26 protein-coding genes, 1 tRNA gene and 2 pseudogenes are annotated in these 22,120 nt (G+C 69.9%); 20 read left to right on the top strand and 9 right to left on the bottom strand.

All coding sequences use genetic code 11. The annotated features are described in order from the left end of the window. From A9O67_RS13320 to A9O67_RS01555, 5 genes and pseudogenes are all read left to right on the top strand, one after another. A partial coding sequence (locus A9O67_RS13320) for an integrase core domain-containing protein (protein ID WP_156682219.1) occupies positions 1-108 on the top strand: 108 nt, incomplete at its 5' end. Between the two features lie 40 nt (positions 109-148). After that, positions 149-475, top strand: a pseudogene (locus A9O67_RS01565) (IS30 family transposase); the annotation flags it as partial. Positions 476-570: 95 nt separating this feature from the next. After that, a pseudogene (locus A9O67_RS13920) lies at positions 571-807 on the top strand (phage head morphogenesis protein); the annotation flags it as partial. A gap of 366 nt (positions 808-1,173) precedes the next feature. Then, positions 1,174-1,677 (top strand): LPD3 domain-containing protein, encoded by a 504-nt coding sequence (locus A9O67_RS13915; RefSeq protein WP_269451549.1) that lies wholly within the window; start codon positions 1,174-1,176, stop codon positions 1,675-1,677. Positions 1,678-1,772: 95 nt separating this feature from the next. Next, on the top strand, positions 1,773-2,066 hold the full coding sequence (locus A9O67_RS01555) for a hypothetical protein (RefSeq protein ID WP_068606710.1): 294 nt from the start codon (positions 1,773-1,775) through the stop codon (positions 2,064-2,066). A 242-nt stretch (positions 2,067-2,308) separates the two neighbouring features. Here A9O67_RS01555 and A9O67_RS01550 read toward each other — a convergent pair. The 5 genes from A9O67_RS01550 to A9O67_RS01530 all read right to left on the bottom strand — a co-directional run bounded on the left by A9O67_RS01550 (position 2,309) and on the right by A9O67_RS01530 (position 6,013). Further along, positions 2,309-2,401 (bottom strand) — tRNA-Ser (locus A9O67_RS01550). A 67-nt stretch (positions 2,402-2,468) separates the two neighbouring features. Continuing rightward, positions 2,469-3,761 carry a tryptophan--tRNA ligase gene (locus tag A9O67_RS01545; protein ID WP_068606707.1) on the bottom strand — a complete coding sequence of 431 codons (1,293 nt, stop codon included), beginning with the start codon at positions 3,759-3,761 and terminating at the stop codon, positions 2,469-2,471. 38 nt (positions 3,762-3,799) lie between these two features. Next, positions 3,800-4,468 (bottom strand): site-2 protease family protein, encoded by a 669-nt coding sequence (locus A9O67_RS01540; protein WP_068606705.1) that lies wholly within the window; start codon positions 4,466-4,468, stop codon positions 3,800-3,802. A 34-nt stretch (positions 4,469-4,502) separates the two neighbouring features. Further along, positions 4,503-5,138, bottom strand: coding sequence for an L-threonylcarbamoyladenylate synthase (locus A9O67_RS01535; RefSeq protein ID WP_068606703.1), 636 nt, complete (start codon positions 5,136-5,138; stop codon positions 4,503-4,505). A 17-nt stretch (positions 5,139-5,155) separates the two neighbouring features. Beyond that, positions 5,156-6,013, bottom strand: a complete 858-nt coding sequence (locus A9O67_RS01530) for a 3',5'-nucleoside bisphosphate phosphatase (RefSeq protein ID WP_068606701.1) — start codon at positions 6,011-6,013, stop codon at positions 5,156-5,158. A 36-nt stretch (positions 6,014-6,049) separates the two neighbouring features. Here A9O67_RS01530 and murJ point away from each other — a divergent pair, with 36 nt between their 5' ends. Both murJ and A9O67_RS01520 read left to right on the top strand, forming a co-directional pair. Then, the gene (gene murJ / locus A9O67_RS01525) at positions 6,050-7,612 is read left to right on the top strand and encodes a murein biosynthesis integral membrane protein MurJ (protein ID WP_068606699.1); all 1,563 of its coding nucleotides are present in this window, start codon (positions 6,050-6,052) and stop codon (positions 7,610-7,612) included. Positions 7,613-7,616: 4 nt separating this feature from the next. Continuing rightward, positions 7,617-8,468: a SirB1 family protein gene (locus tag A9O67_RS01520; protein ID WP_068606697.1), complete on the top strand. Its 852-nt coding sequence runs from the start codon at positions 7,617-7,619 to the stop codon at positions 8,466-8,468. A gap of 55 nt (positions 8,469-8,523) precedes the next feature. Here the strand turns inward: A9O67_RS01520 and purM are convergent, their stop codons facing one another. Then, complete coding sequence (gene purM, locus A9O67_RS01515) at positions 8,524-9,555, bottom strand: phosphoribosylformylglycinamidine cyclo-ligase (RefSeq protein WP_068606695.1); 1,032 nt, start codon at positions 9,553-9,555, stop codon at positions 8,524-8,526. A gap of 82 nt (positions 9,556-9,637) precedes the next feature. On the opposite strand from purM, the gene A9O67_RS01510 reads away from it, so the two are divergent. The 5 genes from A9O67_RS01510 to folK all read left to right on the top strand — a co-directional run bounded on the left by A9O67_RS01510 (position 9,638) and on the right by folK (position 14,292). Next, the gene (locus tag A9O67_RS01510) at positions 9,638-10,729 is read left to right on the top strand and encodes an AI-2E family transporter (protein WP_082955275.1); all 1,092 of its coding nucleotides are present in this window, start codon (positions 9,638-9,640) and stop codon (positions 10,727-10,729) included. Then, positions 10,730-11,416, top strand: coding sequence for a DnaA regulatory inactivator Hda (hda, locus tag A9O67_RS01505; RefSeq protein ID WP_068606691.1), 687 nt, complete (start codon positions 10,730-10,732; stop codon positions 11,414-11,416). It abuts the gene before it with no gap. 122 nt (positions 11,417-11,538) lie between these two features. Beyond that, positions 11,539-12,213 (top strand): HAD family hydrolase, encoded by a 675-nt coding sequence (locus tag A9O67_RS01500; protein ID WP_068606689.1) that lies wholly within the window; start codon positions 11,539-11,541, stop codon positions 12,211-12,213. Then, entirely contained in the window at positions 12,210-13,823 is a 1,614-nt protein-coding gene (gene pcnB, locus A9O67_RS01495; RefSeq protein ID WP_068606687.1) for a polynucleotide adenylyltransferase PcnB, read from the top strand. The genes A9O67_RS01500 and pcnB overlap by 4 nt, the downstream gene beginning before the upstream one ends. Next, complete coding sequence (gene folK, locus A9O67_RS01490; RefSeq protein ID WP_082955274.1) at positions 13,816-14,292, top strand: 2-amino-4-hydroxy-6-hydroxymethyldihydropteridine diphosphokinase; 477 nt, start codon at positions 13,816-13,818, stop codon at positions 14,290-14,292. The genes pcnB and folK overlap by 8 nt, the downstream gene beginning before the upstream one ends. Positions 14,293-14,325: 33 nt before the next feature. Here folK and A9O67_RS01485 read toward each other — a convergent pair whose 3' ends face one another. The 3 genes from A9O67_RS01485 to pdxH form a co-directional block, all read right to left on the bottom strand. After that, entirely contained in the window at positions 14,326-14,586 is a 261-nt protein-coding gene (locus A9O67_RS01485; RefSeq protein WP_068606683.1) for a Txe/YoeB family addiction module toxin, read from the bottom strand. Beyond that, positions 14,583-14,834, bottom strand: coding sequence for a type II toxin-antitoxin system Phd/YefM family antitoxin (locus A9O67_RS01480; RefSeq protein ID WP_068606681.1), 252 nt, complete (start codon positions 14,832-14,834; stop codon positions 14,583-14,585). Before A9O67_RS01480 ends, A9O67_RS01485 begins: the two co-directional genes overlap by 4 nt. A 143-nt stretch (positions 14,835-14,977) precedes the next feature. Next, on the bottom strand, positions 14,978-15,610 hold the full coding sequence (gene pdxH, locus A9O67_RS01475; RefSeq protein ID WP_068606679.1) for a pyridoxamine 5'-phosphate oxidase: 633 nt from the start codon (positions 15,608-15,610) through the stop codon (positions 14,978-14,980). 45 nt (positions 15,611-15,655) lie between these two features. On the opposite strand from pdxH, the gene A9O67_RS01470 reads away from it, so the two are divergent. From A9O67_RS01470 to fabF, 8 genes are all read left to right on the top strand, one after another. Then, positions 15,656-16,309: a YceD family protein gene (locus tag A9O67_RS01470; RefSeq protein WP_068606677.1), complete on the top strand. Its 654-nt coding sequence runs from the start codon at positions 15,656-15,658 to the stop codon at positions 16,307-16,309. Positions 16,310-16,408: 99 nt separating this feature from the next. Then, positions 16,409-16,591: a 50S ribosomal protein L32 gene (rpmF, locus tag A9O67_RS01465; RefSeq protein ID WP_068606675.1), complete on the top strand. Its 183-nt coding sequence runs from the start codon at positions 16,409-16,411 to the stop codon at positions 16,589-16,591. Between the two features lie 56 nt (positions 16,592-16,647). Further along, entirely contained in the window at positions 16,648-17,700 is a 1,053-nt protein-coding gene (gene plsX / locus A9O67_RS01460; protein ID WP_068606723.1) for a phosphate acyltransferase PlsX, read from the top strand. 40 nt (positions 17,701-17,740) lie between these two features. Next, positions 17,741-18,760: a beta-ketoacyl-ACP synthase III gene (locus A9O67_RS01455; RefSeq protein ID WP_068606674.1), complete on the top strand. Its 1,020-nt coding sequence runs from the start codon at positions 17,741-17,743 to the stop codon at positions 18,758-18,760. Between the two features lie 28 nt (positions 18,761-18,788). Further along, complete coding sequence (gene fabD / locus A9O67_RS01450) at positions 18,789-19,742, top strand: ACP S-malonyltransferase (RefSeq protein WP_068606672.1); 954 nt, start codon at positions 18,789-18,791, stop codon at positions 19,740-19,742. A 48-nt stretch (positions 19,743-19,790) separates the two neighbouring features. After that, entirely contained in the window at positions 19,791-20,540 is a 750-nt protein-coding gene (gene fabG / locus A9O67_RS01445; protein ID WP_068606670.1) for a 3-oxoacyl-ACP reductase FabG, read from the top strand. 86 nt (positions 20,541-20,626) lie between these two features. Continuing rightward, a complete protein-coding gene (gene acpP / locus A9O67_RS01440; protein ID WP_068606668.1) occupies positions 20,627-20,866 on the top strand; it encodes an acyl carrier protein in 240 nt (79 codons plus the stop codon). 6 nt (positions 20,867-20,872) lie between these two features. Next, complete coding sequence (gene fabF / locus A9O67_RS01435) at positions 20,873-22,117, top strand: beta-ketoacyl-ACP synthase II (RefSeq protein ID WP_068606666.1); 1,245 nt, start codon at positions 20,873-20,875, stop codon at positions 22,115-22,117. Positions 22,118-22,120: the final 3 nt, after the last annotated feature.

Genomic DNA, 22,120 nt, shown 5'->3' with positions numbered 1-22,120 from the left:
GAGGTCCGCGAGTTTGCCACGCAATGGATGTGGCGCTACAACCACGAGCGCCCGAACATGGCCTTGGGCGGCATCACCCCAAAACAGCGGCTGGCCATGGCCGCATAGCTCTACTTCTCGGAGCGCTGGATTTCGGGGGGATTACCCCCTGACCTACGACCGCGGCAAGGAAATGGCGCGCCACCCGGAACTGTCTGAGGCCACCGGCATCCGGGTCTACTTCTGCGACCCGCGCAGTCCGTGGCAGCGGGGCAGTTGCGAAAACCGCTTGCGGTTTCATCAGAACATCAACGGCCTGCTGCGCCAGTACCTGCCCAAGGGCACGAACCTGTCGGTCTACAGCCAGGAAGAGCTCGATGCGATCGCCGACCGGCTCGGGCATCGACCGCGCGCCATCCACGGCTTCTACCCTCCGATCGCCGTCTACCAGGCCATGCTGCAGAAGCTCACCCAAGCCAGACACTCCCTTCAGTGATTCCACTGTTGCACTTGGTGCTTGACACCGCCCATCACCCGGCGTTTGAGCCGGGTGTGGATTGAAACCGCCGGTGGGCCGCGCAGCAGGACTGGAAGATGCCGCGCCACCGCCTGGAGACCGTCTACCGCAACGCGGTGCAGACGGCCTACATGGCCGGGCACTGGCGGCGCTTCGAGGAGGTCAAGGACGATCTGCCCTATCTGATGTACGACGCCATCAACGACAGCCGCACGCGCCCATCGCACCTGGCCATGGATGGCGTCATCCGTCCGGTGGACGATCCGATCTGGAAGCGGTGGAGCCCGCCATGCGGCTTTCGCTGCCGCTGCTCGCTGCGTCAGGTCTCAGCCCGCGAGGCCCAGCGCCGCGGCGGCGTGACGCAAAGCATCCCCGCCGAGGCCGTGCCGGATGAGGGCTGGGGGGGAGACCCGAGGCGGTGGGGGGAAAGGCTCAACAAGCTGCGCGATGAGAGGCTATCCGTCTGCAAGCGGCAGAGCCTGGCCGGCAAGCGTCAAGCCCCGTCCGTCGGATGCGTGCCGCCGGCCTACGGCTGGCTGTCCGGCCTGAATGCGCAAGTCCCCAAGCCAAGGCTGGCATCGCTGGATTTCTGGGGCGAGCGGCCAGGCTTGGCGCAAATCGGCGTGGTCCCGGTGGTCGAGATCACGGGCAACGAGTTCGGGGCCAATCTCGCCTACATGCAACTGGCGCGCGCGGCCAATGCACACTTGCGCGCGCTGCAGGCCGAAAGCGGCCTGCCCAACGAGGATACGGGTTGGCTGCTCAGGATCAACAAGCGCTCGCGCAAGAAAATGGGCGACAACGCCGACCAGAGCGCCGATGAGCTGCGCGCGTTGGCCGCTTTGGAGCAGCTGGCGCTGACGGCGGTCGTCGGCGAGCGGCACGAAGACGAGCGGCACCGCAACCCAGATGTTGTAGCCGTGCTCAGGATGTGGGCGGCGCTGATGATCGGCGACCGCCTGTTCCGTGTGCAGCTGACGGTCAAAGACTATGGAGACCCGCGCCTGCTGCACGCCTTGGCTGCCGTGCAAATAGAAAGCGCCCCGCCGGGGATCTTACCGTCCTACTCCGCCCCACAAGGGGTTCAGACAGCCCAGCCGACCACGGGGCGCTTCGTCAGTATACGGGAATTGCTGCGCGGCGCCAAGCTGCAGGACGGGCGCGACTACGCATTGCGCTGAGCTGCGGCAGCAAGCCAGATGCGCCGCGACGCGATCGCTGCCGACGAACCCGTTCACCCAGACGCGCCGCGACCCGCTCGCCACCATCGGCGAGCATGGAGTCACACAAGCGCCTGCACACCCTGACCTTTGCCGTCCGGCCCGCCGACCGTGACGGCGGCGCGCTGCGCTTCGAGGGCATCGCCTACTCCGGCGGCGTGGTGCCGGCCTACGGCTGGCACGGCGACGTGGTGATCGACCTCTCTGGCCTGCAGAACGCCGACGGCGAGGAGCTGCCGGTGCTGGTGGACCACCAGGCCAGCGTCGAGGCCATTGCCGGCAAGGGGCGCCTCTTTCGCTTTACCCAGCCGGATGGTACGACTGGCCTGCGCGCATCACCCGGCGTTTGAGCCGGGTGTGGATTGAAACCGCCCATATAGTCCGAGACGCGGCAACTGAAGGAAGGTCTCAAAGCGCGCGATAACGGCCTCGGTTTGGTCGGGCTGAAGCAAAAAGGCCGCCATTTCGGGGCGGCCTTTTTCATCGTCTCACAGGGCCTTACCCCATCGCATCCCATCACTTCGGGAAAGGCGGGTTTTTAGGCGGGTTTGCCGTCAAAACCCTGCGGAAAGCCCAGTAAAACTGTCAAAATTGGCGGAGAGAGAGGGATTCGAACCCTCGATACGGGGAAGACCCGTATACCGGATTTCGAGTCCGGCGCATTCGACCACTCTGCCATCTCTCCGCGGTCGACAAGCCTGCTATTGTAGCAGGCCCACAAGGGGTGGCTTTGGGACTCGGCCGGCCCGCGTTCAGGCCTCGCGCAGCAGGGCCAGGGCAGCATCGATGCGTTCGGCCGGCGCGTACGCCTCGAGCAGTGCGTGCAGATCCGGGGAGCCGCTCCAGCCTTCGGCCTTGAGGCGGGCGACGGCCTGTCCCGCGGCCTTGGGCGAGTCGAACCCCGTGCTTTGCAGCAGCACATGGCCCTTGGCGTCGGTCAGCTTGAAATAGAAGCGGCCGTCGCTTTCGCGGTACTGCTTGAAAACCGGCGGTGCGACCTTGGTGCCGGTTGCCTCGGCGGCGGGGGGCGGGGCCAGGTCGTCCAGGGGCCGCAGACCGACGGCGGCGCGCAGCCGTGCGGTGAACGGCGTGGCCTGCACGCGCGCCTTGGCCGCGCCCGCGCGCAGCAGGGCCTCCACCCGCTGCGGGTGCGCCATCAGGTCGTCGTAGGTCGCGCGCATGGGGGCGATTTCGCGGTCGATGCGCTCGAACAGCCGCTCTTTGGCCTCGGCCCAGGCGATGCCGGCGGCAAAGTCGCGCGCCAGGGCGGCGGTTTCCTCGGCCGTGGCGAAGGCCTGGTAGATCTGGAACAGCGCCGAGCCCTCGGTGTCTTTGGGTTCGCCCGGCGCGCGGGAGTCGGTGACGATGCCCATGATGAGCCGCCGCAGCTGCTCGCGCGGGGCGAACAGCGGGATGACGTTGTCGTAGCTCTTGCTCATCTTGCGGCCGTCCAGGCCGGGCAGGGTGGCCACCTGTTCGTCGATCACGGCCTCCGGCAGCGTGAAATGCTCGCCGTAGTGGTGGTTGAAGCTGGAGGCCAGATCGCGCGCCATTTCGATGTGCTGGATCTGGTCGCGGCCCACGGGCACGCGGTGCGCATTGAACATGAGGATGTCGGCCGCCATCAGCACGGGGTACATGAACAGGCCCATGGTGACGCCGTCGTCGGCGTCGCGCCCGTCGGCGGTGTTTTTGTCCACCGCCGCCTTGTAGGCGTGGGCGCGGTTGAGCAGCCCCTTGCCGCAGACGCAGGCCAGCAGCCAGGTCAGCTCCGGGATTTCGGGGATGTCGGACTGGCGGTAGAAGGTGACGCGCTCGGGGTCCAGTCCGCAGGCGATCCAGGTGGCGGCGATCTCCAGTGTCGAGCGCTGCACGCGCGCCGGGTCGTGGGTGGAGATGAGGGCGTGGTAGTCGGCGAGGAACAGGTAGCTGTCGATGCCCGGCTCGCGGCTGGCGCGCACCGTCGGGCGGATGGCGCCGACGTAGTTGCCCAGGTGCGGAGTGCCGGAGGGTTTGATGCCGGTGAGGACGCGGACGGTGGTCATGGAGGAACGATGGGCGTGGAGCGGGCCGGGGCCCGCACTCAGAACAGCAGCCAGCGCAGCGGCGTGAGCAGCCACTCGATGGCTTGGGCGGTGATCTGCATGAGCGGGCGCAGCCACAGGGTGCTGACCACGCCGGTCACGACCAGCGCCAGAACGATGAAAAAGCCATACGGCTCGACGCGCGACAGCGTCATGGCCGGGCGCATGGGCAGCAGCCCGACCAGGATACGCCCGCCGTCCAGCGGCGGCAGCGGGAACAGGTTGAAGGCGAACATGACCAGATTGACCAGGACGCCTGCGCGGGCCATGCCGTTGAAGAACGGCTCCTGCACGTCCAGCGCGACGAGCAGATAGCCCGCGGCGGCCCAGGCGATGGCCTGCGCCAGATTGGCCGCCGGGCCGGCCAGGGCCACCCAGACCATGTCGCGCTTGGGGTGGCGCAGCCGACCGAAGTTGACCGGCACCGGCTTGGCGTACCCGAACAGAAAGGCCCCGGCCGTGGCGAAGTACAGCAGCAGCGGCATGGCGATGGTGCCGATCGGATCGATGTGCCGCATGGGGTTGAGCGTGATGCGGCCCAGCCGCTCGGCCGTCGGGTCGCCAAAGTGGCGCGCGGCGTAGCCATGCGCGGCTTCGTGCACGGTGATGGCAAACAGCACCGGCAGCGCGTAGATCGCGACGGTCTGGATGATCTGGGCCAGGTCCATGGCGGGATTGTCGCAGGTGGCGCGGGGGCGGGCCTTACAGGCCCAGCGGTGCGAGCGGTCCGCGCCCGATGCGCAGCACCTCGGGGTCGCCGCCGGTGCCCATCGGCGTCAGATCGACGACGGTGGTGGGCTCCAGCGGGCAGGCGCCGGCGTCGATGACGGCGGCCACGGCGTGTTCCAGCCGTTCGCGGATGGTGTGCGCATCGTTCAACGGCCCCTCGTCGCCCGGCAGGATCAGCGTGGCGCCGAGCAGGGGGGCGCCGTGCAGGGCCAGCAGCTCGCGCAGGGCGCGGTGTTCGGGCACGCGCAGGCCGATGGTCTTGCGCGAGGGGTGGCTGACGCGGCGCGGGACTTCCTTGCTCGCCTCCAGGATGAAGGTGTACGGCCCCGGGGTGGCGGCCTTGAGCAGGCGGTACTGGCGGTTGTCTACCCGTGCATAGGCGGCCAGCTCGGACAGGTCGCGGCACAGCAGCGTCAGGTGGTGGCGCTCGTCCACGCCGCGGATGCGCCGCAGCCGCTCCACGGCCGCCTTGTCGTCCAGGTGGCACACCAGGGCATAGCTGGAGTCCGTGGGCACGGCCAGCACGGCGCCGCCCTGCAGGGCCTGGGCGGCCTGGCGCAGCAGGCGGGGTTGCGGGTTGTCCGGGTGGACCTCGAAAAACTGGGCCATGCGCGCCGTCCCCGGCGTCAGTGCTGGATGCGGTGGGCCAGCAGCTCCCACACGGGGGTCAGTCGACCGTCCAGGTAGGGCAGGGCGCCCAGGTCGATGTGCGACTCGTCGGGGCTGTGGAAGTCGCTGCCGCGCGAGGCGGCCAGCCCAAACTCCAGCGCCATGTCGGCATAGCGCACGGCCTCGGCGCTGCTGTGGCTGCCGGTGACCACCTCCACCGCCCGGCCGCCGTGCGCCGCGAATTCGGCGAACAGCGCGTATTCCTGCGTGGGGTTGGGGTGGGCATAGCGCGCCGGATGGGCGATGACGGCGATGCCGCCGGCCTGGGTGATCCAGCGCACGGCGTCGCCCAGGGTGGCCCAGTGGTGCTCCACGTAGCCAGGTTTGCCCTCGGTCAGAAAGCGCCGAAACACCTCGTGCGTGTCGTGGCAGACGCCCGCCTCGACCAGAAACCGCGCAAAGTGCGTGCGCGAGATGAGCTCTGGGTTGCCCACGTATTTGAGCGCGCCTTCGAACGCGCCCCGGATGCCGACGGCGGCGAGCTGGTCCGCCATCTCGCGCGCGCGCCGCTCGCGCCCGCCGCGCGTGTGTGCGAGGCCCTGCATGAGTTGGGGATCGTCCGGGTCCACCCCCAGGCCGACGATGTGCACCGTCAGGCCGGCGAAGGTGACCGAAATTTCCACGCCGCTCAGGTAGGGCAGGCCGAGTGCGTGGGCCGCCGCTGCCGCCCGGTGCTGGCCGCCGACCTCGTCGTGGTCGGTCAGCGACCACAGCTCCACCCCGTTGGCTTTGGCGCGCTCGGCCAGCGCCTCGGGCGCAAGCGTGCCGTCGGAAACCGTGGAGTGGCAGTGCAGATCGGCGTTCAGGATGGTCATGTCGGGCCATTGTAGGCGCGCGGCTACACTCGCGCCGTGTCGCTGTTCAAATCCGCTTCGATCGTCTCGCTGCTGACGCTGGCGTCGCGCATCACCGGCCTGGTGCGGGAGCTGCTGATCGCCGCTACCTTCGGGGCCAGTGCGCTGACCGACGCCTTCAATGTCGCGTTTCGCATCCCCAATCTGCTGCGCCGCTTGTTTGCCGAGGGGGCGTTTTCGCAGGCGTTCGTGCCGGTGCTGGCCGCCACGCGCGAGACGGATGGCGACGCCGCCACGCGCGAGCTGATCGACCGCGTGGCGACGCTGCTGGTCGCGGCGTTGCTGCTGACCTGCGTGATCGGGGTGGCTGGCGCCCCGCTGCTGGTGTGGGCGATGGCGGCGGGCCTGCAGCAAAACCCGCACGGCTTCGACGTGGCCGTGGTGCTGACGCGCTGGATGTTCCCCTACATTGGCTTCATGTCGCTGGTGGCGCTGAGTGCCGGCATCCTCAACACCTGGCGGCGCTTTGCGGTGCCGGCTGCGACCCCGGTGCTGCTCAACGTGGCCATGATCGGCGCGGCGTGGTGGGGGGCGCCGGTGCTGGGGCGCTGGGGCCTGGAGCCCATCTATGCCCTGGCCGGTGGCGTCATGCTGGGGGGGGTGCTGCAGCTGGGCGTGCAGATCCCCGCGCTGGCGCGGCTGGGGCTGCTGCCCCGTGTGCGGTTGACCCGCGCGGGGCTGCGCGCCGGCTGGCAGCACCCGGGCACGCGCCGCATCCTGACGCTGATGGGGCCGGCCCTGCTGGGGGTGAGCGTGGCCCAGGTGTCCCTGTTGATCAACACCCAGATCGCGTCGCATCTGGCCACGGGCAGCGTGTCGTGGCTGACCTACGCCGACCGGTTGATGGAGTTTCCCACGGCGCTGCTGGGGGTGGCGCTGGGGGTGGTGCTGTTGCCGCAGTTGGCGGCGGCGCAGGCGGCGGGCGACGGTGACCGGTACAGCCGCCTGCTGGACTGGGGGTTGCGCTGGGTGGTGCTGCTGGCCGTGCCCAGCGCCGTCGGGTTGCTGGTGTTTGCCCAGCCGCTCGTGGCGGTGCTGTACCACTACGGTGCTTTCACGGCGGCCGATGTGCGGCAGACCGCGCAGGCGTTAATGGGGTACGGCGTGGGGCTGCTCGGGCTGATCGCCATCAAGGTGCTGGCGCCGGGCTTCTATGCCCGGCAGGACATCCGCACGCCGGTGCGCATTGCCGTGGTGGTGTTGATCTTCACCCAGGTGATGAATGCGGTGCTGGTGCCGCATCTGGCCCATGCGGGACTGGCGCTGGCGATTGGCCTGGGGGCGCTGCTCAACGCCGGGTGGCTGCTGACCGGGCTGGTGCGGCGGCGGGCCTATGTGCCGCAGCCGGGCTGGGGCCGTTTTGCGTTGCAGGTGCTGGCCGCCGCCGTGGTGCTGGCGGTGTACCTGCTGTGGCTGGCGCAGGCGTATGACTGGACCCACTCCGACGGTCGCGCGTTGCGCGCGGCGGTGCTGACCGCCGGTGTGCTGGGGGCCGGCGCGGCCTACTTTGGGGTGTTGGCCCTGGCCGGTTTGCCGTTGCGCCAGTTTGTGCGAAAGTAGCGGCATGAACTGGGCCGCGCGGGCACCTTCTTCGCTCGACTACTTCGCCTCGCTGGTGGCGCAGGACGAGGGGTTTCCGTTGCTGGAGGCCACGGCCGCCGTCGCTTTGGATGAGTATCCCGACCTCGACGTCCAGGCGGTGCTCGACGGGGTGGACCGGCTGCTCGAGCGGCTGCGCCGGCGCCTGCCGGCAGACGCGGGGCACCTGCACCGGCTGCGCGTGCTCAACCAATTTTTCTTTCACGATCTGGGGTTTGGCGGCAACGTCAACGACTACTACGACCCGGAAAACAGCTATCTGCACACGGTGCTGCGCACCCGCCGCGGCATCCCGATCAGCCTGGCGGTGATCTGGCTGGAACTGGCGCAGGGCATCCGTTTGCGCGCGGCCGGGGTCAACTTCCCCGGGCACTTTTTGGTCAAGGTCAATCTGCCGCAGGGGCAGGTGATTCTGGATCCGTTCACCGGCCACTCCCTCAGCCGCGAGGATCTGGCCGAGCGGCTGGAGCCCTACAAGCGCCGCAACGGGCTGGTGGACGACTTCGATGTGCCGGTGGGCCTGTATCTGCAGGCCGCGGCGCCGCGCGACATCGTGGCGCGGGTGCTGCGCAACCTGAAGGAGATCCACCGCACGCAGGAGGACTGGCAGCGCCTCATTCCGGTGCTCGACCGCCTGATCGTGCTGCTGCCCGAGGCCTGGACCGAGGTGCGCGATCGCGGACTGGCCTGGGCCGAACTGGGGCAGCCCAGCCGGGCGCTGCCGGATCTGGAGGCGTACCTGGCCCACGCCGACGATCCGCTGGAAGCGGATGCGATTGCCCAGCGCGTGCGCGAGCTGCGCGGCGGGGCGGCCTGACGGCGAGGGGTTGGAGGATGGATGGGGGCGGCCGCCCCCGTGGACGATAGGCCCGTCAGCGCACGATGACGGCGGCCCCGTCGCCGCGCGGCGCGATGGTGCCGATGGGATAGACCGTCTCGCCCTGCGCGCGCAGGGTCGCCGCCGTGGCGTCGGCGTGGTCGGCTGCGACCACCACCACCATGCCGATGCCGTTGTTGAAGGTGCGGTTCATCTCGTGGTCGTCGATGCCGGCGGTGCGCTGCAGCCAGCCGAACAGTTCGCTCTGCGGCCAGCTGCCCTTGACCAGGTGCGCCGCCAGCCCCTCGGGCAGCACACGCGGGATGTTTTCCAGCAGGCCGCCGCCGGTGATGTGCGCCAGCGCCTTGATCGGGTGTTGCTGCAGCGCGGCCAGCACCGGCTTGACGTACAGCCGCGTCGGGGCCATGACGGCCTCGCGCAGCGGCCGGCCGTCCAGCGTGGCCGGCAGGTTGGCGCCGGCGCGCTCCAGGCACTTGCGCACCAGGCTGAAGCCGTTGGAGTGCACGCCGTTGGAGGCCAGGCCCAGCACCACGTCGCCGGCGCGCACGTCGGCGCCGGTGAGGATGCGCGACTTTTCCACCACGCCGACGCAGAACCCCGCCAGGTCGTACTCGCCGGGCGGGTACATGCCGGGCATCTCGGCGGTCTCGCCGCCGATCAGCGCGCAGCCGGATTCCTCGCAGCCGCGGGCGATGCCGGCCACCACGCGCGCGGCGGTGTCGACGTCGAGCTTGCCGCAGGCGAAGTAGTCGAGGAAGAACAGCGGCTCGGCCCCCTGCACCAGCACGTCGTTGACGCTCATCGCCACGAGGTCGATGCCGACGCCGTCGTGCATGTCCCACTCGAAGGCGAGCTTGAGCTTGGTGCCGACGCCGTCGGTGCCGCTGACCAGCACCGGCTCGCGGTAGCGCTTGGGGACCTCGAACAGCGCGCCGAAGCCGCCGATGCCGGCCAGCACCCCCTCGCGCATCGTGCGGCGGGCCAGCGGCTTGATGCGCTCGACGAGCGCGTCGCCGGCGTCGATGTCCACGCCGGCGTCTTTGTAGGAGAGGGGTGTCGTGTTCATGGGGTCGGTAGAATCCCCGCGATTGTACGGGTGCCCCGGTCGGCCGCGATGGGGGCGTTTGCCCGCCGCTGTGACCGCCCCGATGCTGCTGACCGATTCCCAACGACAGGTTCTGCTGTGGCTGGCCCTGGCCGTCGCCGGCTGGTGGGGGGTGTCGCTGCTCGCGCCGGTGTTGTTGCCGTTCGTGGTGGCGGCGGTGTTGGCCTACGCGCTGCGGCCGGTGGTGGCGTGGTTGGCCGCGCGCCGGGTGCCCCAATGGCTGGGCGCCGGGCTGGCCATCGCCCTGCTGATGCTGGTGCTGTTGGCGGTGGTGCTGATCATCGTGCCGGTCGTCACCCAGCAGTGGCCCTTGCTGCGCGAGCAGATTCCGCCGCTGCTGGAGCGGCTCAACGCCTGGCTGGTGCCGCTGGCGCAGCGCCACGGCTTTGACATCGCCATCGACGTGGAGGGCGTGCGCGCGCTGCTGCGGCGCCTGATCAGCGGCCACGAAGGGCAGTTGCTGGACCATGTGCTGGCTTCGCTGCGCATCGGCGGGAGTGCGATGCTGGCGGTGCTGGGCAATCTGGTGTTGATGCCAGTGGTGGCCTACTACCTGCTGCTCGACTGGGATGCGGCGGTGACGCGCTGCCGCGCGCTGGTGCCGCCGCCGTGGCGCCCGGCCGTCGGGCGGTTTCTGGCCGAGGCCGATGCGGTCCTGGGGCAGTACCTGCGCGGTCAGTTGCTGGTCATGGGGGCGCTGGCGGTGTTCTACGCCGTCGCTTTGGCGCTGGTGGGCCTCAAGCTCGCGGTGCCCATCGGGGTCTTCACGGGGCTGGCGGTGTTCGTGCCGTATCTGGGCTTTGGGTTGGGGTTGGTGTTGGCCCTGCTCGCGGCGCTGTTGCAGTTTCAGAGCCTGCTGGGCGTGCTGCTGGTCGCGGCGGTGTACGGGGCGGGGCAGGTGATCGAGAGCTTTTTTCTCACCCCCCGGCTGGTTGGCGAGCGCATCGGGCTGCACCCCATCGGCGTTATCTTTGCTCTCATGGCGTTTGGGCACCTGTTCGGCTTCGTGGGCGTGTTGATCGCGCTGCCCGCATCGGCAGTGCTGCTGGTGGCCGTGCGGCGCGTGCAGGGCTTGTACGTCAGCAGCCCGTTGTACCGCCCGCGCGACGCGGCGCGCTCGCCGGAGGAGGACTGAGTGGAGCAGCTCATCCTCGACCTGGGGCTGGCGCCCATGCCGACCTTGGCCAACTTCGTGCCCGACGGCAACGAGCCGGCCTGGGAACACCTGCGGCTGTGGGTTCAGGCGCAGCCGCGCGCGCCGCTGCCCATTTATCTATGGGGGCCGCCCGGCAGCGGCAAGACGCACCTGCTGCGCGCCGTGGCCCAGTCGCTGCTGGGGCGGGGCGAGTCGGTGGGCTGGCTGGGGGCCGAGGTGACCCGCCCCGCGCCTTTCGACGAACGGTGGTCGGCCGTGCTGCTGGACGATGTGCAGCTCTACACGGCCGCTCAGCAGGCCGCGGCCTTCAATTGGTTCGTCAACGCCCAGTCCCCGGCGGTTGGGCCGCAGCGTGCGGTGCTGGCGTGCGGCGACCGCCCCCCGGCCGATCTGCCGTTGCGCGAGGATTTGCGCAGTCGCCTGGGCTGGGGCCATGTGTTCCAATTGCAACCGCTGGACGAGCCGGCGCGCCGCGCCGTGCTGCGCCGCGCGGCCGATGCCCGGGGCATCGCGCTGTCCGACGAGGTCATGGACTTCATGCTCAACCGCTTTGCGCGCGATCTGTCCAGCCTGATGGCGCTGCTGGACCGGCTGGATGGCTATGCGCTGCGCACCCAGCGCGCCATCACCATCCCGCTGGTGCGGGCGATGCTGGCGGCCGAGTGAGCGCGCATCGACCGTGCATGGACCGCCGAATGACGCCGATGGATTGCCTCGCTACGATGACCCCGACCGCCGTACCCGTTCCGTCACCTGCCGCCACCTCGCCACAAAGCACGGGGGGCCGAGTGGGTATCGCCCTGTTCGACCTGGACCACACGCTGCTGCCGCTCGATTCGGACTACGCCTGGGGTGAGTTCACCACCCGCATCGGGTGGACCGATCCGGTGGACTTTGCGCGGCGCAACGACGCCTTTTTTGCCGATTACCAGGCGGGCCGGCTGGATGTGCATGCCTATGTGCGTTTTGCCACCGACGCGGTGCGCGTGCGCGGCCCGCAGGCGGCCGCCGAGGCGCATGCGCGCTTCATGGCCGAGGTGATCGAGCCGGCGATTCGGCCCGCTGCCCGCGCCTTGCTGGCCGCGCACCGCGAGTGCGGCGACCGGGTGGCCATCGTCACCGCCACCAACGAGTTCGTCACCCGGCCGATCGCCCACGCGCTGGGGGTCGAGACGCTGATCGCCGTGGAGCTGGAGCGCGGCCCCGACGGCTGGATCACCGGGGCCATCCGTGGCGTGCCCTCGTTTCGCGAGGGCAAGGTCACGCGCGTGGCGCAGTGGCTGGCGGCCCAGGGGCTGGACTGGGACGGCGTGCATGTGACCTTTTATTCCGACTCCACCAACGACCTGCCCCTGCTGGAGCGCGCCGACGTGCCCGTCGCCACCAATCCGGGGGCGGGTTTGCGTCAACTGGCGCGCGAGCGCGGCTGGCGCATCCTGGACCTGTTCGACCCTCTCCCATGATCAAGACGCTGATCGACAAACTGCTGGACAAAACGGTGCGCCCCACCTTGCGCCGGTCCCGCTTTGGCAAGCGCGAGGACGTGCCGGTGTCCGTGCACGGCATCGACCCCTCGCTGGTCGATGGCCGGGCGCTGGACGTGGTGCACACCCTCAAACGCGCGGGCTACGAGGCCTACATCGTGGGCGGCGCGGTGCGCGACCTGCTGCTGGGCCTGCGGCCCAAGGACTTCGACGTTGCCACCAACGCCACGCCGGAGCAGGTCAAGGCGCTGTTTCGGCGCGCCTTCATCATCGGGCGGCGTTTTCGCATCGTGCATGTGGTGTTCGGCCGCGGGCGCGAGCACGAGGTCATCGAGGTTTCGACCTTCCGGGCTTACCTGGATTCGGCGGCGGCCGAGCCCGTGGTGGGGGATGAGCGCTCCAAACGCGCCCTGGCCGGGGTGTCGCTGGCGGTGGACGCCAGCGGCCGCGTGCTGCGCGACAACGTCTGGGGGCCGATCGAGCAGGACGCGGCGCGGCGCGACTTCACCATCAACGCCATGTACTACGACCCGGAGACCGAAACCGTGGTCGATTTCCACCAGGGCATTCGCGACGCCCGCAAGCGTGTGCTGCGCATGATCGGGGACCCGCCCACCCGCTACCGCGAGGATCCGGTGCGCATCATTCGCGCCGTGCGTTTTGCGGCCAAGCTCAGCGGCTTGGGCTTCAAGCTCGACGACAAAACCCGCGCGCCCATGGCGGCGCACCTGCCGCTGCTGGCCGACGTGCCGCCCAGCCGGCTGTTCGACGAGATGCTCAAGCTCCTGCAGACCGGGCACGCCATCGCCAGTGTGGAGGCGCTGCGCGCCAACGGGCTGGCACGCGGCATCTACCCGCTGCTGGATGTGGTGGTCGAGCGGGGGGAGGATCCCTTCGTGCGCGCGGCGCTGCAGGACACCGACCGCCGCGTGGCCGAGGGCAAGCCGGTGGCACCGAGCTTTTTGCTCGCCTGCGTGCTGTGGCAGGACGTGCGCACGGCGTGGCAGCGTCGCCTGGGCGAGGGGGTGCCGCCGTTTCCGGCCCTGGCCGAGGCGGTGGACGAGGTGTTCGAGTCGCGCATCGGCGATGTCTCCGGCCGCGGCAAGCTGGGCGCCGACATGCGCGAGATCTGGATGATGCAGCCGCGCTTCGACAAGCGCACGGGGCAGAGCCCCTTCACGCTGGTGGAACAGCCGCGTTTTCGGGCCGGCTTCGATTTTCTGCGCCTGCGTGCGCAGGTGGGCGAGGTGGAGGAAGAACTCTCGCACTGGTGGGAGACCTTCAGCCTGGCGGGCGAAGCCGTGCGGCGCGACATGGTGGAGGCCGTCCGGCTGGAGCAGCAGCGCGCCAAGGCGCCCGGCAAAACCCCGCGCAGCCGCCGCCGGCGCGCCGACGACCCCACCGGGGACGAGGCCACGGCCCCTGCCACAACCGCCGCACCGGATGCAGTGGTGCCGTCCCCGGAGGGTCCGGATGGCGAGGCGCCAAGCCCGGCCGCGCCGCGCAAGCGCCGCCGGCGCCGGCGCAAGCCCTCTGGCGGCGGGGAGGGTGGGGGCGCCCCGGCCGATGGCGGGGCACCCGATGCGTGACGCCGTCACGGCCTACATCGGCATCGGCGCCAACCTGGGTGACGCCCCGGCGCAGGTGCGGGCCGCGCTGCAGTGGCTGGATGAGCTGCCGCAGACACGGCGCATCGCCGCTTCGGGCCTGTGGCGCACCGCGCCGGTGGATGCCGACGGGCCGGACTACTGCAATGCGGTCGCTGCGGTGTCCACCCACCTGAGCGCCCCGGCGCTGTTGCAGGCGCTGCACGCGCTGGAGGCCCGCGCCGGCCGCGAGCGTCCGTATCGCAATGCCCCGCGCACGCTGGATCTGGACCTGCTGCTCTACGGCAGCGCGCGCATCCAGTCCCCGCACCTCACCGTGCCCCACCCGCGCATGGGACAGCGCGCGTTCGTGCTGATGCCGCTGGCACAGATTGCGCCGGACCGGGTGCCGGCCGATGCGCTGAAGGCGGTGGCGAGTCAGGCCATCGAGCCGATGGCGTCCCCGGCCTGATCGACCTCCGTCGGGGTGGCAACCGGCGGGATCTCAGCCCAGGTAGTGATACCGCAGCTGTGCAATCAGCAGCGCGTCCGCCTCTGTCCTATACACCATCCGGTGTTCGTCGGTGATGCGCCGTGACCAGTAGCCTGTCAGGGCGTGTTTCAAGGGTTCGGGCTTGCCGATGCCGCTGAAGGGCTCGCGCTGGACTTCCTTGATCAGTTTGTTGATGCGCTCGACCATCCGCCTGTCTTGCTGCTGCCAGTGGAGATAGTCCTCCCAGGCGGCATCGGCAAAGATCAGCTTCATTCCGCCAGCGCCCGTTCGCTGCCACCCCCTGCGTTGAGCTGCTCGATGGCCCCGAGCAGCCGTTGTGCGTTGGCGGGGCTGCGCAACAGGTAGGCGGTCTCTTCGAGGGCGTTGTAGTCTTCGAGGGACAGCATCACCACCGACCGCTCACCCTTGCGGGTGATGATCAGCGGTGCGTGGTCGTTGCACACACGGTCCATGGTGCTGGCCAAGTTGGCCCGGGCGGCGGAGTAGGTGATGGCGTCCATGGGAGTGCGTCGGTCAATTTGTACGTGTAATTGTACGTTTGCAGGCTCCTAATGTCGAGACCGCTCACGAGGGCGCGGGTGGCCGATCGGGCCACCCGGTTGGATTCGATGGTGTAGAAGCAGGGCGACGCCGCGGGTTGGGCTCAGGGGGCCAGCCGCTCCCGGATCCAACGCCCGTCCTCCCGCCGGTAGCGCAGCCGGTCGTGCAGGCGGCTCTTGCGGCCCTGCCAGAACTCCCAGGCGTCGGGTTTGAGGCGGAAACCACCCCAGTGGGGCGGCCGCGGCGGGTTCATCAAAAATTGCGCGGCATATTTGGCGGCGTTGGCCACCAGCACGCCGCGGCCGTCGATCACCTGACTCTGGGGGCTGGCCCAGGCGCCGATGCGGCTGTCCAGGGGGCGGCTGGCGTAGTAGGCGTCGCTTTCCTCGGGGCTGACTTTCTCGACCACGCCCTCGATGCGCACCACGCGCTCCAGCTCCACCCAGTGGAACTGCAGCGCCGCATACGGGTTGCCGGCCAGCTCACGGCCCTTGCGGCTGTCGTAATTGGTGTACCAGACGATGCCGCGCTCGTCGTAGCCCTTGATGAGCACCACGCGGGTGCTGGGCCGCAGGTCGCTGCCGACGGTGGCCAGCGTCATGGCGTTGGGCTCGGGCAGCTCGGCGCGGATGGCCTCGTGCAGCCATTGGTCGAACTGGCGCAGCGGATCGGCGTGCGAGGCGTCCTCGCTCAGCTCGGCCTTCTCGTAGCTCTTGCGCAGGTCGGCGATGTTCATGGCGGCAGTATGGCACGGCTGACCCGGCGGGGGATAATCCGCCGTATGCGTGTCCCCAACCCCCATGCCGCCGAGCCCCACGACTGGATCGACGTCGATGCGCTGACGCGCCGCGGCGACGGCCTGTCGGGGGCGTTTGCCCTGACCCGCCTGCCCCGCGTGCTGGCCGACGCCCCCGATCTGCCGGGGCAGGCGCAAGAGGCCGTCCGCTGGCGCGTGCATGCCGAATGGCGCGATCCGCCGCCGGCGGTGGCGGCGGCCGTGCGTGCGCTGGCCGGTGGGCGGCGTGCCGCGGTGCCGCGGCAGTTGTGGTTGCATCTGCAGGCCGAGGGCCGGGTGCCGCTGGTTTGTCAGCGCTGTCTGGAGCCGTACTGGCAGCCGGTGACGGTGGATCGCTGGTTCCGCTTCGTCGCCAACGAGGCCGCGGCCGAGGCGGAAGACGAATCCTGCGAGGAAGATTTGCTGGTGCTCGACGGTCCGCGCTACCCCTTGCTGGAGCTGGTGGAGGAGGAGCTGCTGCTGGCTGCGCCGCTGGTGCCGCTGCACGAGGTGTGCCCGCGCCCCCTGCCGCTGGCGGTGGGCGATGCTCTCGGGGCGGGTCTTGGGGCGGGAGGGGAGGCCGCGGCCCCCGTATCGCCCGCATCGCGTCCGAATCCCTTCGAGGCGCTGGCGGCCCTGAAGGCTGGGCGCCGCTCCTGACCGAAGGGATCCGCCCGCCCATGGAATTTGTGCTCGCAAGAACGGTCCGGGTATAATGCAGGGTTTTCTTAGCCAGCACCCGTATTCCAGGAACCGATCATGGCCGTTCAGCAAAACAAGAAGTCGCCGTCCAAGCGCGGCATGCACCGCTCGCACAATGCGCTGTCGGCGCCGGGCATCGCCGTCGAGCCCACCACCGGCGAGACGCACCTGCGCCACCACATCAGCCCCAACGGCTTCTACCGCGGCCGTCAGGTCCTCAAGAACAAGTCCGAGGCTTGATCTCCACGGCGGACATGGGCGGCGCGGCGTCGAGCGTGCGGTCGCCTGAAACTGCCGTGATCCGGATCGCCGTCGATTGCATGGGGGGGGATCACGGCCCCTCCGTGACTCTGCCGGCCTGCGCCGCCTTTTTGGCGGCGCACCCTCAGGCGCGCCTGCTGCTGGTGGGTCGCCCCGAAGTGCTGTCCGCGCTGCCGCCGGGGCTGGACGCCAGCCGTTGCACCGTCGTGCCCGCGGCGGAGGTCGTCGAGATGGACGATCCCGTCGAGGTTGCCCTGCGCCGCAAGAAAGATTCGTCCATGCGCGTGGCCATCGCGCAGGTCAAGGACGGGGCGGCGGATGTGGCGGTGTCGGCCGGCAACACCGGGGCGCTGATGGCCATCGCGCGCTATGTGCTCAAGACGCTGGACGGCATCGACCGCCCGGCGATCGCCACCCAAATGCCCAACGCGGCCGGCGGCGCGACCACCGTGCTGGATCTGGGGGCCAACGTCGATTGCTCCGCGGAGCATCTGCTGCAGTTTGCCGTCATGGGCTCGGCCCTGGTCGCCGCCAATGGCCGCGAAAACCCGAGTGTGGGCCTGCTCAACATCGGGGAAGAGGTCATCAAGGGCAACGACGTCATCAAGCGCGCCGGCCAGTTGCTGCGCGAGGCGGCCGCCCGCGGCGACCTCAATTTCCACGGCAACGTCGAGGGCAACGACATCTTCAAGGGCACCACGGACATCGTCGTCTGCGACGGCTTCGTGGGCAATGTCGCGCTCAAGGCGAGCGAGGGCCTGGCCAGCATGATCGGGGCCTTCCTGCGCGAGGAGTTCGGGCGCGGCTGGCATTCGCGGCTGGCGGCGCTGGTGGCGTGGCCGGTGCTCGCGCGCTTCAAGCGCCGCGTGGATCACCGCCGCTACAACGGGGCAGCGTTGCTTGGTCTGCGCGGACTGGTTTTCAAGAGCCACGGCTCGGCCGATGCGTTTGCCTTCGAGCAGGCGCTGCGGCGCGCGTATGATGCGGCCGAGGCCCGGTTGCTCGAGCGCGTGCAGCGCCGCATCGCCCGGGCGGCGCCCCTGATGGCGACGCCGTCGGGCGAGTCGCCGGCTGCCACCCCCCTCTGAGCGGGCGCTCCGTCGTCCATTGCCAGGAATCTGATCGCCGATGAGTCTGTACGCCCGCATCACCGGGACGGGCAGCCACCTGCCCGACAAGCGCCTGACCAACCACGACATGACGGCCCTGCTCGCCGCGCGTGGGCTCGAGACCAGCGACGACTGGATCGTCGAGCGCACCGGCATCCGCGCGCGCCACTTCGCCGCCGATGGCGAGATGGCCAGCGACCTGGCGCTGCAGGCCAGCCTCAAGGCGCTGGCTGCCGCCGGCCGCCAGCCGCACGAGGTGGACCTGATCGTCGTGGCGACCTCCACGCCGGACATGGTCTTTCCGTCCACCGCCACGATCCTGCAGCGCAAGCTGCACGAGGCGGCGCAGGCCGCCGGCGCTCACGGGCCGATCGGCGCCGCGGCGTTCGACGTGCAGGCGGTGTGCACCGGCTTCATCTACGCGCTGACGGTGGCCGACGCGCTGATCCGCACCGGCGGCGCGCGCCGCGCGCTGGTGGTGGGCGCGGAGGTGTTCTCGCGCATCCTCGACTTCGACGACCGCACCACCTGCGTGCTGTTCGGCGACGGCGCCGGTGCGGTGGTGCTGGAGGCCGTCGAGCACGACGGCGACGGCCCCGGGGTGCTGGCCACCGACCTCCATGCCGATGGCCGCCACACCGGCATCCTGTGCGTGCCGGGCACGGTGGCCGGAGGCCACGTGCTGGGCGAGCCGCTGCTGCGCATGGACGGGCAGGCGGTGTTCAAGCTGGCGGTCGGTGTGCTGGAGGAGACGGCTCGCACCACGCTGGGCAAGGCCGGCAAGACCGAGGCCGATGTCGACTGGCTGATTCCACACCAGGCCAACATCCGCATCATGCAAAGCACGGCGCGCAAACTCAAACTGCCGCTGGAGCGGGTCGTCGTCACCGTCGATCAGCACGGCAACACGTCGGCGGCGTCGATTCCGCTGGCGCTGGACCACGCGGTGCGCGCCGGGCAGGTGCGACCGGGCCAGTTGCTGTTGCTGGAAGGGGTGGGCGGCGGCTTCACCTGGGGCTCGGCGCTGGTGCGCTACTGACGACACAACACGCGGGAGCATTCGCAAGATGACGACGTTCGCATTCGTGTTTCCGGGCCAAGGTTCGCAATCGGTGGGCATGCTCGACGCCTGGGGCGACCACCCGGTGGTGCGCGCCACGCTGCAAGAGGCCTCCGACGCGCTCGGTGAGGACCTGGGCCGCCTGATCCACGAGGGGCCGAAGGAGGCGCTGGCGCTGACCACCAACACGCAGCCGGTGATGCTGGTGGCGGGCGTGGCGGCCTGGCGCGTCTGGAAGGCCGAGGGCGGGGCGGACCCCATCGCCGTGGCCGGCCACTCGCTGGGTGAGTACTCGGCCCTGGTGGCGGCCGGGGCGCTGACGCTGGCGCAGGCCGCGCCGCTGGTGCGGCTGCGCGCGCAGGCCATGCAGCAGGCCGTGCCGGTGGGCGCCGGGGCGATGGCTGCCATCCTGGGGCTGGACGCCGAGGCGGTGCGCGCCGGCTGCGCCGAGGCACAGGCTGCGTTTGCGCCCGACAGCGGCGAGGTCGTCGAGGCGGTCAACTTCAACGACCCGGCGCAGACCGTGATCGCCGGCTCCAAGGCCGCGGTGGACAAGGCCTGTGAGGTGCTCAAGGCGCGCGGCGCCAAGCGCGCGCTGCCGCTGCCGGTGTCGGCGCCGTTCCACTCCAGCCTGATGCGCCCGGCCGCTGAGGCGCTGCGCGCGGCGCTGGCCGAGGTGACCATCCAGACCCCGGCGATTCCGGTCGTCAACAACATCGACGTCGCGGTGGAGACCGACCCGGCGCGCATCCGCGACGCCCTGGTGCGCCAGGCCGCCGGCCCGGTGCGCTGGGTGGAGTGCGTGCAGGCGCTGCGCGCGCGCGGCGCGCAAGCCATCGTCGAGTGCGGCCCCGGCAAGGTGCTGGCCGGGCTGACCAAGCGCATCGCGCCGGAGCTGCAGGCCGCCGCCCTCTACGACCCCGCGACGCTGGCCGAGGTGCGCGCCCTGCTGGCGGGCTGATCCGCGCGCCGCTGGCACCCCATCGAATTCGCAGGAGGATATCGTTCCATGTCTGAACCGGTTTTCGCGGGCCAGGTGGCCTTGGTCACGGGCGCGTCGCGCGGCATTGGCGCGGCCATTGCGCGCGAGCTGGCCGGCCGTGGCGTGCGCGTCGTCGGCACCGCCACCAGCGAGGAAGGCGCCCAGCGCATCACGCAGGCGCTCGCCGGCTTCGAGAGCTGCCGCGGCGCGTGCCTGGACGTCAACGATGCCCCCGCCGCCGAGGCGCTGGTGGACGCGCTGGTCAAAGAGCACGGGGCGTTGCACATTCTGGTCAACAACGCCGGCATCACGCGCGACATGCTGGCCATGCGGCTCAAGGATGAAGACTGGGACGCGGTGCTCGACACCAACCTGAAGGCGGTGTTCCGTCTGTGTCGCGCCGCCATCCGCCCGATGATGAAGCAGCGCTACGGCCGCATCGTCAACATCACCAGTGTCGTCGGCGCCTCGGGCAACCCCGGGCAGGCCAACTATGCGGCGGCCAAGGCCGGGGTGGCGGGCATGACGCGCGCCCTGGCGCGCGAGCTGGGCAGCCGGCGCATCACCGTCAACTGCGTGGCGCCGGGCTTCATCGAAACCGACATGACCGCCAGCCTGCCGCCACAGCAACAGCAGGCACTGCTGGCGCAGATTCCGCTGGGCCATCTGGGCAAACCGGCCGACGTGGCGCATGCCGTGGCCTTTTTGGCCAGCCCGCAGGCCGGCTACATCACCGGGCAGGAGCTGCACGTCAACGGCGGCATGTTCATGGCCTGATCCCCGTCCGATCGCCGGCTGGCGGGCCCGCAGCGGCGGGGCCGCTACAATGCCGGGGCTGTTTTCAACCACCCGCAGAGGGAACTATGAGCGACATCGAAGCACGTGTGAAGAAGATCATTGCCGAGCAACTCGGCGTGGAGGAGAGCCAGGTCACCCCCGAGAAGGCGTTCGTCGCCGACCTGGGTGCCGACTCCCTCGACACCGTGGAGCTGGTGATGGCCCTCGAAGACGAGTTCGGCATCGAGATCCCTGACGAGGACGCCGAGAAGATCACCACCGTGCAGCAGGCGATCGACTACGCCAAGGCGCACCAGAAGGCCTGATCCCCCATGAGCCGCCGCCGTGTCGTCGTGACCGGCTTGGGCTGCGTCAGTCCCGTGGGCAACACGGTGGAGGCGGCCTGGGCCAATTTGCTCGCGGGCCGCTCGGGTATCGACCGCATCACCAAGTTCGATGCCAGCGCCTTTGCCTGCCAGATCGCCGGTGAGGTCAAGAACTTCGACCTCGAGTCCTACATCCCGCCCAAAGAGGCGCGGACGATGGACACCTTCATCCACTACGGCATCGCCGCCGCGGCCCAGGCCGTGGCCGACGCGGGCCTGCCGGTGGGCGAGGCGCTGTCCGAGGACGAAGCCTGTCGCATCGGCTGCGTGATCGGCTCGGGCATCGGCGGCCTGCCGCTCATCGAGGCGACGCACACGGAACTCACCAACCGCGGGCCGCGCCGCATTTCGCCGTTCTTCGTGCCCGCCTCCATCATCAACATGGTGGCCGGCCACGTGTCCATGCGCTACGGCTTCAAAGGCCCCAACCTGGCGGTCGTCACGGCCTGCACCACCGGCCTGCACTGCATCGGCGAGGCGGGGCGCATGATCGAGTATGGCGACGCGGACGTGGTCATCGCCGGCGGGACGGAATCCACGGTATCCCCGCTGGGCATCGGCGGCTTTGCCGCGATGCGGGCCTTGTCCACGCGCAACGACGATCCGCAGGCCGCCTCGCGCCCGTTCGACAAGGACCGCGACGGCTTCGTGCTGGGCGAGGGGGCCGGTGTGTTGGTGCTGGAGGAGTACGAACACGCCAAGGCGCGCGGCGCCAAGATCTACGCCGAGCTGGCCGGCTACGGCATGAGCGCCGATGCGGGGCACATGACCGCCCCCAACATGGACGGCCCCCGCCGCGCCATGCTCAACGCCCTGCGCAACGCCGGCGTGAATGCGGACCAGGTGGACTACCTCAACGCGCACGGCACCTCCACCCCGCTGGGCGACGTCAACGAGACCAACGCCATCAAGGCCGCGCTGGGCGATCACGCCCGTCGCATGGTCGTCAGTTCCACCAAGTCGATGACCGGCCACCTGCTGGGCGGCGCAGGCGGGCTGGAGAGCGTCTTTACCGTCCTCGCCGTGCATCACCAGAAGATTCCGCCGACCATCAACCTGGTCGAGGCGGACGCCGAGTGCGATCTGGACTACTGCGCCAACACGGCGCGGGATGCCCGCATCGACGTGGCGCTGAAGAACAACTTCGGCTTCGGCGGCACCAACGGCACGCTGGTCTTCAAGCGCGTCTGACGC

Origin of the sequence: Tepidimonas fonticaldi (assembly GCF_001675355.1) — a bacterium.
Taxonomy (GTDB): Bacteria; Pseudomonadota; Gammaproteobacteria; order Burkholderiales; family Burkholderiaceae_C; genus Tepidimonas; species Tepidimonas fonticaldi.
Note: the sequence above shows the minus strand (reverse complement) of the source record. Positions and strands in the feature narration are given on the sequence as shown.